12 protein-coding genes are annotated in these 14,245 nt (G+C 70.4%); 11 read left to right on the top strand and 1 reads right to left on the bottom strand.

Annotation, left to right across the window (positions count from 1 at the left end; all coding sequences use genetic code 11):
- The first annotated feature begins 131 nt into the window (after nt 1-131).
- The 5 genes from OHA65_RS08395 (at nt 132) to nusB (ending at nt 5,218) form a co-directional block, all read left to right on the top strand.
- Nucleotides 132-482 (top strand): VOC family protein, encoded by a 351-nt coding sequence (locus tag OHA65_RS08395; RefSeq protein ID WP_371646316.1) that lies wholly within the window; start codon nt 132-134, stop codon nt 480-482.
- A gap of 65 nt (nt 483-547) precedes the next feature.
- Nucleotides 548-2,935: an ATP-binding cassette domain-containing protein gene (locus OHA65_RS08390; RefSeq protein WP_405761693.1), complete on the top strand. Its 2,388-nt coding sequence runs from the start codon at nt 548-550 to the stop codon at nt 2,933-2,935.
- 113 nt (nt 2,936-3,048) lie between these two features.
- The gene (locus OHA65_RS08385; protein WP_327282501.1) at nt 3,049-4,158 is read left to right on the top strand and encodes an aminopeptidase P family protein; all 1,110 of its coding nucleotides are present in this window, start codon (nt 3,049-3,051) and stop codon (nt 4,156-4,158) included.
- 59 nt (nt 4,159-4,217) lie between these two features.
- Entirely contained in the window at nt 4,218-4,784 is a 567-nt protein-coding gene (gene efp / locus OHA65_RS08380) for an elongation factor P (protein WP_327282500.1), read from the top strand.
- A 2-nt stretch (nt 4,785-4,786) separates the two neighbouring features.
- On the top strand, nt 4,787-5,218 hold the full coding sequence (nusB, locus tag OHA65_RS08375; RefSeq protein ID WP_327282499.1) for a transcription antitermination factor NusB: 432 nt from the start codon (nt 4,787-4,789) through the stop codon (nt 5,216-5,218).
- 208 nt (nt 5,219-5,426) lie between these two features.
- On the opposite strand, the gene bldD is transcribed toward nusB, so the two are convergent.
- On the bottom strand, nt 5,427-5,927 hold the full coding sequence (bldD, locus tag OHA65_RS08370; protein WP_007263032.1) for a transcriptional regulator BldD: 501 nt from the start codon (nt 5,925-5,927) through the stop codon (nt 5,427-5,429).
- Nucleotides 5,928-6,190: 263 nt separating this feature from the next.
- Between bldD and pyrR the strand changes: the two genes are divergently transcribed.
- From pyrR to carB, 6 genes are all read left to right on the top strand, one after another.
- A complete protein-coding gene (gene pyrR, locus OHA65_RS08365) occupies nt 6,191-6,787 on the top strand; it encodes a bifunctional pyr operon transcriptional regulator/uracil phosphoribosyltransferase PyrR (RefSeq protein ID WP_405761691.1) in 597 nt (198 codons plus the stop codon).
- A gap of 111 nt (nt 6,788-6,898) precedes the next feature.
- A complete protein-coding gene (locus tag OHA65_RS08360) occupies nt 6,899-7,888 on the top strand; it encodes an aspartate carbamoyltransferase catalytic subunit (RefSeq protein WP_327282497.1) in 990 nt (329 codons plus the stop codon).
- A 2-nt stretch (nt 7,889-7,890) separates the two neighbouring features.
- Nucleotides 7,891-9,177, top strand: coding sequence for a dihydroorotase (locus OHA65_RS08355; RefSeq protein WP_327282496.1), 1,287 nt, complete (start codon nt 7,891-7,893; stop codon nt 9,175-9,177).
- Nucleotides 9,174-9,755: a hypothetical protein gene (locus OHA65_RS08350; protein WP_327282495.1), complete on the top strand. Its 582-nt coding sequence runs from the start codon at nt 9,174-9,176 to the stop codon at nt 9,753-9,755. The genes OHA65_RS08355 and OHA65_RS08350 overlap by 4 nt, the downstream gene beginning before the upstream one ends.
- Nucleotides 9,752-10,909 carry a glutamine-hydrolyzing carbamoyl-phosphate synthase small subunit gene (gene carA, locus OHA65_RS08345; RefSeq protein ID WP_327282494.1) on the top strand — a complete coding sequence of 386 codons (1,158 nt, stop codon included), beginning with the start codon at nt 9,752-9,754 and terminating at the stop codon, nt 10,907-10,909. Before OHA65_RS08350 ends, carA begins: the two co-directional genes overlap by 4 nt.
- Complete coding sequence (carB, locus tag OHA65_RS08340) at nt 10,902-14,210, top strand: carbamoyl-phosphate synthase large subunit (RefSeq protein WP_327282493.1); 3,309 nt, start codon at nt 10,902-10,904, stop codon at nt 14,208-14,210. Before carA ends, carB begins: the two co-directional genes overlap by 8 nt.
- Nucleotides 14,211-14,245 lie beyond the last annotated feature (35 nt).

The following is a 14,245-nucleotide window of genomic DNA, read 5'->3' as shown; positions in this document are numbered from 1 at the left end:
AGTTCCCGGCTGGTGCCGCGGACCGATCAGGATTCGAGAAGCGTGGGGGCCGATGCCGCGGCTAGCGTGATCGGCATGGACATCGGGGCCGCCACGAGGCGGTTCCCGGACCCCTCACCCCAGGAGTGACCATGTCTTCCACCCTCGGCATCAAGACCGTTCTGCACCCCGTCTCCGACCTGGCCGCCGCCAAGGACGTGTACACCGCGCTGCTCGGCGTGAAGCCGCAGACCGACGAGCCGTACTACGTCGGCTTCGAGGTCGGCGGCCAGCACATCGGGCTCGTCCCCGGCGGCGCCGCACAGGGGATGGCCTCTCCGGTCGCGTACTGGCACGTGCCGGACATCGAGGCCAAGCTGGCCGAGGTGACCGCCGCGGGCGCCACCGTGAAGGACGCCGCGCACGACGTCGGCGGCGGGCGCCTCGTGGCCACCTTCACCGACCCCGACGGCAACGTCCTCGGGCTGCTCCAGGACCAGTGAGTGAGCACGCCCAGCGCAGCTGGTTGGATCGAGCCACGCTGCCCGACCCGACGGACGGAGACACGATGAGCAAGGCCAGGCCCGCACCGCACGATGCCGACAGCCACGACCTGATCCGCGTGCACGGCGCGCGCGTGAACAACCTCAAGGACGTCAGCATCGAGATCCCCAAGCGCCGGCTGACGGTGTTCACCGGTGTCTCCGGCTCGGGCAAGAGCTCGCTGGTGTTCGACACGATCGCCGCGGAGTCGCAGCGGCTGATCAACGAGACGTACAGCGCCTTCGTACAGGGCTTCATGCCGACCCTGGCCCGCCCCGAGGCCGACGTACTCGACGGTCTGACCACGGTGATCACCGTCGACCAGCAGCGGATGGGCGGGGACCCGCGCTCCACGGTCGGTACCGCCACCGACGTCAACGCCATGCTGCGCATCCTCTTCAGCCGGCTCGGCACGCCGCACATCGGCTCGGCCAAGGCGTTCTCCTTCAACGTCGCCTCGATCAGCGGCGCCGGCGCGGTCACCGTCCGGCGCGCCGGCCAGGAGGTCAAGGAGAGGCGCAGCTTCAGCATCACCGGAGGCATGTGCCCGCGCTGCGAAGGCCGGGGCGCGGTCACCGACATCGACCTGACACAGCTCTACGACGACTCCAAGTCCCTGAACGAGGGCGCGTTCACGATCCCCGGGTACACCGGGGGCGGCTGGAACTCCCGCCTCTACATCGAGTCGGGCTTCTTCGACCCGGACAAACCGATCGCCAAGTTCACCAAGAAGGAACTGCAGGACCTCCTCCACCGCGAACCGACCCGCATGAAGATCGCGGGCATCAACATGACGTACGAGGGCCTGATCCCGCGCGTCCAGAAGTCGATGCTGTCCAAGGACAAGGAGTCCATGCAGCCGCACGTCCGGGCGTTCGTGGAGCGGGCCGTCACCTTCACCACCTGCCCCGACTGCGAGGGCACCCGCCTCAACGAGGGCGCGCGCTCCTCGAAGATCAAGGGCAAGAACATCGCCGACCTGTGCGCGATGGAGGTCCGGGACCTGGCCGAATGGATCCGCGGACTCGACGAGCCCTCCGTGGGGCCGCTGCTCGCGACGCTCCTGGGGACCCTCGACTCGTTCGTGGAGATCGGCCTCGGCTACCTCTCCCTCGACCGGCCGTCGGGCACGCTGTCGGGCGGCGAGGCGCAGCGCGTGAAGATGATCCGGCACCTCGGCTCCTCGCTCACCGACGTCACGTACGTCTTCGACGAGCCCACCACCGGCCTGCACCCCCACGACATCCAGCGGATGAACGGCCTGCTGCTGCGGCTGCGGGACAAGGGCAACACGGTTCTCGTCGTGGAACACAAGCCGGAGACGATCGCGATCGCCGACCACGTCGTCGACCTCGGCCCCGGCGCCGGTTCCGGGGGCGGCACCGTCTGCTTCGAGGGCACCGTCGAAGGACTGCGCACCGGCGGCACCATCACCGGCCGGCACTTCGACGACCGGGCCAAGGTCAAGGAGACGGTGCGCAAGCCCACCGGCTCCCTGGAGATCCGGGGGGCCACCGCCCACAACCTGCGCGACGTCGACGTCGACATCCCGCTCGGGGTCCTCGCGGTCGTCACGGGCGTCGCGGGCTCGGGCAAGAGCTCCCTCGTGCACGGCTCGTTGCCCCGGCAGTCGGGGGCGGCCGGCGCGGGCGTCGTCTCGGTCGACCAGGGAGCCATCAAGGGGTCCCGGCGCAGCAATCCGGCGACGTACACCGGGCTGCTCGACCCGATCCGCAAGGCGTTCGCGAAGGTCAACGGGGTGAAGCCTGCGCTGTTCAGCGCCAACTCCGAGGGCGCCTGCCCGACCTGCAACGGCGCCGGTGTCATCTACACGGATCTGGCGATGATGGCCGGGGTCGCCTCGACCTGTGAGGAGTGCGAGGGCAGGCGGTTCGATGCATCGGTCCTCGACTACCACTTCGGCGGCCGTGACATCAGCGAGGTCCTCGCGATGTCGGTGACCGAGGCCGAGGAGTTCTTCGGCGCCGGCGAAGGACACCTCCCGGCCGCGCACCGCATCGTCGCGCGCCTCGCCGACGTGGGCCTCGGCTACCTCACCATCGGGCAGCCGCTCACGACGCTCTCCGGCGGCGAGCGGCAGCGGCTCAAGCTGGCGACCCACATGGCCGAGAAGGGTGGCGTCTACGTGCTCGACGAGCCCACCGCCGGCCTGCACCTCGCCGACGTCGAGCAGCTGCTCGGTCTGCTCGACCGGCTCGTCGACTCCGGGAAGTCGGTCATCGTCGTCGAGCACCACCAGGCGGTCATGGCGCACGCCGACTGGATCATCGACCTGGGGCCGGGTGCGGGCCACGACGGCGGCCGGATCGTCTTCGAGGGCACCCCCGCCGAGCTGGTCGCCGACCGTTCCACCCGCACCGGCGAGCACCTCGCCGCGTACGTCAGGAGCTGACCGGTTCCGGGCCGGGCGGGGGCGGGGACGGGCGGCGCCGCCCGCCCCCGCCCCGCCCCCGTACGGATGCGCTCACCAGGCCGGATGCGCGGGGCGCTCGTACGCTCGAAGACATGTCAGACGTGTACGCGGCCCGCAGGGGCCTGCTTCGCGACCGCTGTGCCGCCGCCGGGAACGCCGCCGCACTGATCACGCGTCCGGCGAACGTCCGCTACCTCGCCGGAGCTTCCCCGCCGGGCGCCGTCCTGCTCGTCGGGCCGGGCGGCGAGGACGTGCTCTTCACCGTCGGCCCGCCCAGCGGCGAAGCCGAGGAGGGCCGCCTCGACGAGCAGCTCAGGCTCTTCGTACTGGACGGCCCCGGCAGCGACGCCGCCGTCGCGGCCGGCGACATGGCCGGATCGCTGCGGTCCGAGTCGCTGGCCGTCGAGGAGCACCACCTCACCGTCGCCCGCCACCGGGCCCTGTGCTCCGTCGCCCCCGGGCTGCGGCTCGCCGACCTGGGGTCCGCCGTGGAGCAGCAGCGCCTCGTCAAGGACGAGGAGGAGATCGCCTGCCTGCGGATCGCCGCGGAGATCGCCGACCAGGCGCTCGGCGAGCTGCTGGAGTCGATCCTGGTGGGTCGGACCGAGCGCCACCTGGCCCTGGAGCTGGAGCGCCGCCTGGTCGACCACGGCGCCGACGGGCCGGCCTTCCCGACCTCCGTCGGTACCGGGCCGAACTCCGGCCGCTCCCGGCACCGGCCCTCCGACCGCCGCGTCGAGGAAGGGGACTTCCTATCCGTCTGCCTCGGCGCCAACTACCGCGGCTACCGCTGTGAGATCGGCCGGACCTTCGTGATCGGCACCAGCCCGGCCGACTGGCAGATCGAGCTCTACGACGCCGTCTTCGCGGCTCAGCGGGCGGGCCGCGAGGCGCTCGTGCCCGGTGCCGCGTACCGCGAGGTCGACCGCGCCGCGCGCTCCGTACTGGACTCCGCAGGGCACGGTGAGGCCCTCGCTCCGTCGACCGGACACGGTGTCGGCCTCGAAATCGACGAGGACCCGCAGCTTGCACCTACGGCAATGGGTAAACTGGACGCTTGCGTGCCGGTCACCGTCGAACCGGGGGTTCACCTCCCGGGCCGGGGAGGTGTCCGGATCGATGACACGCTCGTCGTACGCCCCGAGGCGGACGGCGGTCCCGAGCTACTCACCATTACGACCAAGGAGCTGCTCGCGCTCTAGTCCGCCGCGGCGGACTGTGCGCGCACCCGTGGTCTTCCAGTGCAGGAGATTCCGCAACCGTGGCTTCCACGAACGACCTCAAGAACGGCATGGTGCTCAAGCTCGACGGTGACCAGCTCTGGTCCGTCGTCGAGTTCCAGCACGTCAAGCCCGGCAAGGGCCCGGCCTTCGTGCGCACCAAGCTCAAGCACGTGCTCTCCGGCAAGGTCGTCGACAAGACGTTCAACGCCGGCACGAAGGTCGAGACGGCCACCATCGACCGCCGTGACATGCAGTTCTCGTACATGGACGGCGACTACTTCGTCTTCATGGACATGCAGACCTTCGACCAGCTGATGGTCGACAAGAAGGCCGTCGGCGACGCCGCCAACTTCCTCATCGAGGGCTTCACCGCCTCCGTCGCCCAGCACGAGGGCGAGGTGCTCTACGTCGAGCTCCCGGCCGCCGTCGAGCTGGTCATCGAGCACACCGACCCGGGCGTCCAGGGCGACCGCTCCACCGGTGGCACCAAGCCGGCGCGCCTGGAGACCGGCCACGAGATCCAGGTCCCGCTGTTCGTGACCACGGGCGAGAAGATCAAGGTCGACACCCGCACCAGCGACTACCTCGGCCGGGTGAACAGCTAACCGTGGCTGCCCGCAGCAACGCACGCAAGCGCGCCTTCCAGATCCTGTTCGAGGCCGACCAGCGCGGGGTGCCCGTGCGCGAGGTCCTCGCGGACTGGATCCGCCACGCGCGGTCGGACGACCGGCAGCCGCCCGTCAGCGCCTTCACGATGGATCTCGTCGAGGGTTACGCCGACAAGGTGAACCGCATCGACGACCTGATCGTCACGTACGCCGTGGACTGGGAACTCGACCGGATGCCGGTCGCGGACCGGAACATCCTGCGGCTCGGTGCCTACGAGCTGATCTGGGTGGACGAGACCCCGGACGCCGTGGCCATCGACGAGGCCGTCCAGCTGGCCAAGGAGTTCTCGACGGACGAGTCCCCCTCGTTCGTGAACGGGATGCTGGCCCGTTTCAAGGACCTGAAGCCGAGCCTGCGGCGGGGCGAGTAGCCCAGGCGGTTCGGCGAGGACGGAGGGCCCGCAGCGCACGCGCGCTGCGGGCCCTCCGTCCGTTCCACGGACGCCCTCCCCGGGCCCCGGGCCGCACCGGGACCGGCCCGCCCACGACCGGGGCACACACGAAACCGGCGCGGGCCGGGAGCCACTGCTGGCTCCCGGCCCACGCCGGTAACGTTTCTGCTGGTCCTGGCCCCGCGGACTAGATGTCCTCGTGCGCCACGGCACGACGCGCATCCGCGTCGAGCACGCCCCAGCTGATCAGCTGCTCGGTCAGGACCGAGGGGGACTGGTCGTAGATGACGGCGAGGGTGCGCAGGTCGTCCTGGCGGATCGACAGCACCTTGCCGTTGTAGTCTCCGCGCTGGCTCTGGATGGTCGCCGCGTAACGCTGCAGCGGACCGGCCTTCTCGGCGGGCACGCCCGCCAGGCGCTCCAGGTCGAGGCGCAGCTTCGGCGGAGGCTCGGCGGCCCCGCCGGGAGTCGTGCCCGGCAGCAGTTCCTGCACCGGCACTCCGTAGAAGTCCGCGAGCTCGGCGAGGCGCTGGACGGTCACGGCGCGATCCCCGCGCTCGTACGACCCGACCACCACGGCCTTCCACCGGCCCTGAGACTTCTCCTCGACACCGTGGAGGGAGAGGCCCTGCTGGGTGCGGATGGCGCGGAGCTTGGCCCCGAGCTGTTTGGCGTATTCGCTGGACATAACGCTCCCGGACGCTGTGACGCTGTGACGACATGGACGCTACGACATGGACCACGTGCGGCTCCGCCGCGCGGCTGGTAACTCACTGTGAGGTTACGCAGCGTTACTTGGATGCGTCAAGCCGAATGATGTCGCACGCCCACGGACGAGGGGTCCCGCACGGGCCCGGTGCCGGGTCCCCGCAATCGTCCTGGTACCGTGGAGCACGTACATCAGACGTCCTTTAAGGTCCGTCCCGTGAGGCGGAGAAGGAGGTCCTTTTCATGGACGCTCAGGCTGCTCAGAACGCCGGTGCCCAGGGCAGCGAGGCGACGCGCCCCGTGCTTGAGGCACAGGACATCGCGCGGGTACTGACCCGCATCGCCCACGAGATCGTCGAACGCGCCAAGGGCGCCGACGACGTGGTGCTCCTCGGCATCCCCACCCGCGGTGTGTTCCTCGCCCGCCGGCTGGCCGCCAAACTCCAGGAGATCACCGGTACGAAGATCCCGGTCGGGTCCCTGGACATCACCATGTACCGCGACGACCTGCGGATGAAGCCCGCCCGCGCGATCGGCCGCACCGAGATCCCCGGCGACGACATCGACGGCCGTCTCGTCGTCCTCGTCGACGACGTGCTCTTCTCCGGCCGCACCATCAGAGCCGCCCTCGACGCCCTGGGCGACCTCGGCCGCCCCCGCGCCGTGCAGCTCGCGGTCCTCGTCGACCGCGGCCACCGCGAACTGCCGATCCGCGCCGACTACGTCGGCAAGAACCTCCCCACGTCGCTGCGGGAGACCGTCAAGGTCCAGCTCCAGGAGGAGGACGGCCGAGACGCCGTGCTGCTCGGCCAGCGGACCGACACGCCCGCCGGGCAGTAGCCCGAACGAGTGCGGGCCCCCGGTCGCGGGGTCCGCGCGGGGCCCCGCCCTGCCCTGCCCGCACTCCCTCCAGTCCGCCGCTCTGCCCTCCTCGACTTACGGAGCACCCAGATGAAGCGCCACCTCATCTCGGCCGCCGACCTCACGCGCGACGACGCCGTCCTGATCCTCGACACCGCCGAGGAGATGGCACGCGTCGCGGACCGGCCGATCAAGAAGCTGCCCACGCTGCGCGGCCTCACCGTCGTCAACCTCTTCTTCGAGGACTCGACCCGCACCCGGATCTCCTTCGAAGCCGCCGCCAAGCGCCTGTCCGCCGACGTGATCAACTTCTCCGCCAAGGGCTCCTCGGTCTCCAAGGGCGAATCCCTCAAGGACACCGCGCTGACCCTGGAGGCCATGGGCGCCGACGCGGTCGTCATCCGCCACCACGCCTCCGGCGCCCCCTACCGGCTCGCGACCTCCGGCTGGATCGACTCGGCCGTCGTCAACGCCGGCGACGGCACCCACGAGCACCCCACCCAGGCCCTGCTGGACGCCTTCACCATGCGCCGCCGCCTGGTCGGCCGCGACGCAGGCCTCGGCAAGGACCTGAACGGCCGCCGCATCACGATCGTCGGCGACGTCCTGCACAGCCGCGTCGCCCGCTCCAACGTCCAGCTGCTCCACACCCTCGGCGCCGAGGTCACCCTGGTGGCCCCGCCCACCCTGGTCCCGATCGGCGTCGAGAGCTGGCCCTGCGAGGTCTCGTACAGCCTCGACGACGTGCTGCCGAAGTCCGATGCGGTGATGATGCTGCGTGTGCAGCGCGAACGCATGAACGCCGCCTTCTTCCCGACCGAGCGCGAGTACTCCCGCCGGTACGGGCTCGACGGCGACCGCATGGCCAAGATGCCCGAGCACGCCATCGTGATGCACCCCGGCCCGATGAACCGCGGCATGGAAATCACCGCCGAGGTCGCCGACTCCGACCGCTGCACGGCCGTCGAGCAGGTCGCCAACGGCGTCTCCACCCGGATGGCCGTCCTGTACCTGCTGCTCGGAGGCTCCGAGCCCGCCGTCACCACCACCAGCACGCCCCGCATCGAGGAGAGCAAGTAATCATGAGCAAGATCCTGATCCGTGGGGCGAAGGTACTCGGTGGCGAGGCGCAGGACGTCTTGATCGACGGCGAGACCATCGCCGAGGTCGGTACGGGCCTGTCCGCAGAGGGCGCCCAGGTCATCGAGGCCGAGGGCCAGGTCCTCCTCCCGGGCCTCGTCGACCTGCACACCCACCTGCGCGAGCCCGGCCGCGAGGACTCCGAGACCGTGCTGACCGGCACCCGCGCCGCCGCCTCCGGCGGCTACACCGCCGTCTTCGCCATGGCCAACACCTTCCCGGTCGCCGACACCGCCGGCGTCGTCGAGCAGGTCTGGCGCCTCGGCAAGGAGTCCGGCTACTGCGACGTGCAGCCCATCGGCGCCGTCACCGTCGGCCTGGAGGGCAAGCAGCTCTCCGAGCTGGGCGCCATGCACGAGTCGGCCGCCCGCGTCACCGTCTTCTCCGACGACGGCAAGTGCGTCGACGACGCCGTGATCATGCGCCGCGCCCTGGAGTACGTGAAGGCCTTCGGCGGCGTCGTCGCCCAGCACGCCCAGGAGCCCCGCCTCACCGAGGGCGCCCAGATGAACGAGGGCGTCGTCTCCGCCGAGCTCGGCCTCGGCGGCTGGCCGGCCGTCGCCGAAGAGTCGATCATCGCCCGCGACGTCCTCCTCGCCGAGCACGTCGGCTCCCGCGTCCACATCTGCCACCTCTCCACCGCCGGCTCCGTCGAGATCGTCCGCTGGGCCAAGTCCCGCGGCATCGACGTCACCGCCGAGGTCACCCCGCACCACCTCCTCCTCACCGACGAGCTGGTCCGCTCGTACAACGCGGTCTACAAGGTCAACCCGCCGCTGCGCACCGAGCGCGATGTGCTGGCCCTGCGCGAGGCGCTCGCCGACGGCACGATCGACATCGTCGCTACCGACCACGCCCCGCACCCGCACGAGGACAAGGACTGCGAGTGGGCCGCCGCCGCCATGGGCATGGTCGGCCTGGAGACCGCCCTCTCCGTCGTCCAGCAGACGATGGTCGAGACCGGGCTGCTCGACTGGGCCGGCGTCGCCCAGCGCATGTCCTTCGCCCCGGCGCGGATCGGCGGCCTGGAGAACCACGGCCGGCCCGTCTCGGCAGGTGAACCCGCGAACCTGACCTTGGTCGATACCTCGTACCGTGGTGTCGTGGACCCCGCACACTTCGCCTCCCGCAGCCGCAACACGCCTTACGAGGGCCGTGAGCTGCCGGGTCGCGTCACTCACACCTTCCTGCGGGGCCGGGCAACGGTCGTGGACGGGAAACTGGCGTGACACCTGCAGTAATCCAACTGGCCGCCGAGGCCGCCGAACGACGGTCGGCGGAGGTGACGGACTGGGGCGCCCGCATCGCGTGGGTCATCGGTCTGCTCGTCTTCATCGCGTTCGTGTACTGGCTGATGCGGCAGGGCTGGAAATGGCGCGGCGCCCTGCAGAGCGATCTGCCGGAGCTGCCCGCCGCCCCCGACGGGCTCCCCGAGCACCGACTGGCCCTGACCGGCCGCTACCACGGCTCCACCACCGCCGGACAGTGGCTCGACCGGATCGTCGCCCACGGCCTGGGGGTGCGCAGCCGCGTCGAGCTCACGCTCACCGACGCGGGCCTGGACGTGGTCCGTCCGGGTGCCACCGATTTCTTCGTGCCGGCCGCGCAGCTGCGCGGCGCCCGCCTCGACAAGGGAATCGCGGGCAAGGTACTCACCGAGGGCGGTCTCCTCGTCGTCACCTGGGCGCACGGCGACAAGCTGATCGACTCCGGATTCCGCTCCGACCGCGCGGCCGAACACGCCGCCTGGGTCGAAGCCATCAATCTCATGAACCAATCCATCACGACGGAAGGCGCCGAACGATGACGACCTCCACCAGGGGAGCAGCCAAAGCTCCCGCCGTACTCGTCCTGGAGGACGGTCGGATCTTCCGCGGCCGCGCCTACGGCGCTGTGGGGGAGACCTTCGGCGAGGCCGTGTTCTCCACCGGCATGACCGGATACCAGGAGACCCTCACCGACCCGTCGTACCACCGGCAGGTCGTCGTGATGACCGCCCCGCACGTCGGCAACACCGGCGTCAACGACGAGGACCCCGAGTCCGCCCGCATCTGGGTCGCCGGGTACGTCGTGCGCGACCCCGCCCGCGTCCCGTCCAACTGGCGCTCGCAGCGCTCGCTGGACGAGGAGCTGGTCAAGCAGGGCGTCGTCGGCATCTCCGGCATCGACACCCGCGCCCTGACCCGCCACCTGCGCGAGCGCGGCGCCATGCGCGTCGGCATCTTCTCCGGCGAGAGCATCGCCGCCGACGCCGAACTGCTGGCCAAGGTCCAGGCCTCCCCGCAGATGAAGGGCGCCGACCTCTCCGCCGAGGTCGCCACCAAGGAGGCGTACGTCGTCCCCGCCATCGGCGAGAAGAAGTTCACCGTGGCCGCCGTCGACCTCGGCATCAAGGGCATGACCCCGCACCGGATGGCCGAGCGCGGCATCGAGGTGCACGTGCTGCCCGCCACCGCCACCGTCGAGGACGTGTACGCGGTCAACCCGGACGGCGTGTTCTTCTCCAACGGCCCGGGCGACCCGGCCACCGCCGACGGCCCCGTCGCCGTCATGCAGGGCGTCCTGGAGCGCAAGACGCCGCTCTTCGGCATCTGCTTCGGCAACCAGATCCTGGGCCGCGCGCTCGGCTTCGGCACGTACAAGCTGAAGTACGGCCACCGCGGCATCAACCAGCCGGTGCAGGACCGCACCACCGGCAAGGTCGAGATCACCGCGCACAACCACGGCTTCGCCGTCGACGCGCCCCTCGACAAGGTCTCCGAGACCCCCTACGGCCGCGCCGAGGTCTCCCACGTCTGCCTGAACGACCAGGTCGTCGAAGGCCTCCAGCTGCTCGACCAGCCGGCCTTCTCCGTCCAGTACCACCCCGAAGCGGCCGCCGGCCCGCACGACGCCGCGTACCTCTTCGACCGCTTCACGTCTTTGATGAGCACCGCCCAGATGGAGGCCGAGCGTGCCTAAGCGCACCGATATCCAGTCCGTCCTGGTCATCGGCTCCGGCCCGATCGTCATCGGGCAGGCCGCCGAATTCGACTACTCCGGCACCCAGGCCTGCCGCATCCTCAAGGCCGAGGGCCTGCGGGTCATCCTGGTGAACTCGAACCCGGCGACGATCATGACCGACCCGGAGATCGCCGACGCCACGTACGTCGAGCCGATCACCCCCGAGTTCGTCGAGAAGATCATCGCGAAGGAGCGCCCCGACGCGCTGCTCCCCACCCTCGGCGGCCAGACCGCACTGAACACCGCCATCTCCATGCACGAGCAGGGTGTGCTGGAGAAGTACGGTGTCGAGCTCATCGGCGCCAACGTCGAGGCCATCAACAAGGGCGAGGACCGCGACCTCTTCAAGGGCGTCGTCGAGGCCGTCAACGCCAAGATCGGCCACGGCGAGTCCGCCCGCTCGGTCATCTGCCACACCATGGACGACGTCCTCAAGGGCGTCGACACGCTCGGCGGCTACCCCGTCGTCGTCCGCCCCTCCTTCACCATGGGCGGCGCCGGCTCCGGCTTCGCCCACGACGAGGACGAGCTGCGCCGCATCGCCGGACAGGGCCTCACGCTCTCCCCGACCACCGAGGTGCTCCTGGAGGAGTCCATCCTCGGCTGGAAGGAGTACGAGCTGGAGCTCATGCGCGACACCAAGGACAACGTGGTCGTCGTCTGCTCCATCGAGAACTTCGACCCGATGGGCGTCCACACCGGCGACTCCATCACCGTCGCCCCGGCCATGACGCTCACCGACCGCGAGTACCAGCGGCTGCGCGACATCGGCATCGCGATCATCCGCGAGGTCGGCGTCGACACCGGCGGCTGCAACATCCAGTTCGCGATCGACCCGGTCGACGGCCGCGTCATCGTCATCGAGATGAACCCGCGCGTCTCGCGCTCCTCGGCGCTCGCGTCGAAGGCCACAGGCTTCCCGATCGCGAAGATCGCCGCCAAGCTGGCCATCGGCTACACCCTCGACGAGGTCCCCAACGACATCACCGAGAAGACGCCGGCCTCCTTCGAGCCGACCCTCGACTACGTCGTCGTCAAGGCCCCGCGCTTCGCCTTCGAGAAGTTCCCGCTCGCCGACGCCACCCTCACCACCACGATGAAGTCGGTGGGCGAGGCCATGGCCATCGGCCGCAACTTCACCGAGGCCCTCCAGAAGGCCCTGCGCTCCCTGGAGAAGAAGGGCTCGCAGTTCACCTTCGTCGGCCCCGTCGGCGACAAGGAAGAACTCCTCGCCACCGCCGTCCGCCCGACCGACGGCCGCATCAACACCGTCATGCAGGCCATCCGCGCCGGAGCCACCCAGGAAGAGGTCTTCGAGTCCACGAAGATCGACCCCTGGTTCGTCGACCAGCTCTTCCTGATCAAGGAGATCGCCGACGAGCTGGCCGCCGCCGAGAAGCTCCAGCCGGAGCTGCTCGCCGAAGCCAAGCGCCACGGCTTCTCCGACGCCCAGATCGCCGAGATCCGCGGCCTGCGCGAGGACGTCGTCCGCGAGGTCCGTCACGCGCTGGGCGTCCGCCCGGTCTACAAGACGGTCGACACCTGCGCCGCCGAGTTCGCCGCGAAGACCCCGTACTTCTACTCCTCGTACGACGAGGAGAGCGAGGTCGCGCCCCGCGAGAAGCCCGCGGTGATCATCCTGGGCTCCGGCCCGAACCGCATCGGCCAGGGCATCGAGTTCGACTACTCCTGCGTCCACGCCTCCTTCGCCCTCAGCGACGCCGGCTACGAGACCGTGATGGTCAACTGCAACCCGGAGACCGTCTCCACCGACTACGACACCTCCGACCGCCTGTACTTCGAGCCGCTGACGCTCGAAGACGTGCTGGAGATCGTCCACGCCGAGTCGCTGGCCGGCCCCATCGCCGGCGTCGTCGTCCAGCTCGGCGGCCAGACCCCCCTCGGTCTCGCCCAGGCCCTCAAGGACAACGGCGTCCCGGTCGTCGGCACCCCGCCGGAGGCCATCCACGCCGCCGAGGACCGCGGCGCCTTCGGTCAGGTCCTCGCCGAGGCGGGCCTGCCCGCCCCCAAGCACGGCACCGCCACCACGTTCGCGGGCGCGAAGGCCATCGCCGACGAGATCGGCTACCCGGTCCTCGTCCGCCCCTCGTACGTCCTCGGCGGCCGCGGCATGGAGATCGTCTACGACGAGGCGCGCCTGGAGTCGTACATCGCCGAGTCCACGGAGATCTCCCCGACCCGCCCCGTGCTGGTCGACCGCTTCCTCGACGACGCCATCGAGATCGACGTCGACGCCCTCTACGACGGCACCGAGCTCTACCTCGGCGGCGTGATGGAGCACATCGAGGAAGCCGGCATCCACTCCGGCGACTCGGCCTGCGCCCTGCCTCCGATCACCCTCGGCGGCTTCGACATCAAGCGCCTGCGCGCCTCCACCGAGGCCATCGCCAAGGGCGTCGGCGTACGCGGCCTGATCAACATCCAGTTCGCGATGGCGGGTGACATCCTCTACGTCCTGGAGGCCAACCCGCGCGCCTCCCGCACCGTCCCCTTCACCTCGAAGGCGACCGCGGTCCCGCTCGCCAAGGCCGCCGCCCGCATCTCGCTCGGCACGACCATCGCCGAACTGCGCGAAGAGGGCATGCTCCCGAAGACCGGCGACGGCGGCACCCTGCCGCTCGACGCGCCGATCTCCGTCAAGGAGGCCGTCATGCCGTGGTCGCGCTTCCGCGACATCCAGGGCCGCGGCGTCGACACCGTCCTCGGCCCGGAGATGCGCTCCACCGGCGAGGTCATGGGCATCGACTCCGTCTTCGGCACGGCCTACGCCAAGTCGCAGGCCGGCGCCTACGGCCCGCTGCCCACCAAGGGCCGGGCGTTCATCTCGGTGGCCAACCGCGACAAGCGCTCGATGATCTTCCCGGCGCGCGAGCTGGTCGCCCACGGCTTCGAGCTGATGGCCACCTCCGGCACCGCCGAGGTGCTGCGCCGCAACGGCATCAACGCCACCGTGGTGCGCAAGCTCAGCGAGGGCGAGGGCCCGAACGGCGAGAAGACCATCGTCCAGCTCATCCACGACGGCCAGGTCGACCTGATCGTCAACACCCCGTACGGCACCGGCGGCCGCCTCGACGGCTACGAAATCCGCACGGCGGCCGTGGCGCGCAGCGTCCCGTGCCTGACCACGGTCCAGGCGCTCGCCGCGGCCGTCCAGGGCATCGAGGCGCTCGGCCACGGCGACGTGGGCGTCCGCTCGCTCCAGGAGCACGCGGAGCACCTGACCGCGGCCCGCGACTAGCAGCCCGTACGAGGAGGGGGACACGGATGCGCGCC

Source organism: Streptomyces sp. NBC_00045 (genome assembly GCF_045041095.1).
Classification (GTDB): domain Bacteria; phylum Actinomycetota; class Actinomycetes; order Streptomycetales; family Streptomycetaceae; genus Streptomyces.
Note: the sequence above shows the minus strand (reverse complement) of the source record. Positions and strands in the feature narration are given on the sequence as shown.

Excerpts from the sequence above, each read along its gene's own strand:
- pyrR (WP_405761691.1), top strand. The coding sequence starts at position 6,191 with ATGGACGCTCAGGCTGCTCAGAACGCCGGTGCCCAGGGCAGCGAGGCG.
- OHA65_RS08390 (WP_405761693.1), top strand. The coding sequence starts at position 548 with ATGAGCAAGGCCAGGCCCGCACCGCACGATGCCGACAGCCACGACCTG.
- OHA65_RS08385 (WP_327282501.1), top strand. The coding sequence starts at position 3,049 with ATGTCAGACGTGTACGCGGCCCGCAGGGGCCTGCTTCGCGACCGCTGT.
- carA (WP_327282494.1), top strand. The coding sequence starts at position 9,752 with ATGACGACCTCCACCAGGGGAGCAGCCAAAGCTCCCGCCGTACTCGTC.
- OHA65_RS08395 (WP_371646316.1), top strand. The coding sequence starts at position 132 with ATGTCTTCCACCCTCGGCATCAAGACCGTTCTGCACCCCGTCTCCGAC.
- OHA65_RS08355 (WP_327282496.1), top strand. The coding sequence starts at position 7,891 with ATGAGCAAGATCCTGATCCGTGGGGCGAAGGTACTCGGTGGCGAGGCG.
- OHA65_RS08360 (WP_327282497.1), top strand. The coding sequence starts at position 6,899 with ATGAAGCGCCACCTCATCTCGGCCGCCGACCTCACGCGCGACGACGCC.
- bldD (WP_007263032.1), bottom strand. The coding sequence starts at position 5,927 with ATGTCCAGCGAATACGCCAAACAGCTCGGGGCCAAGCTCCGCGCCATC.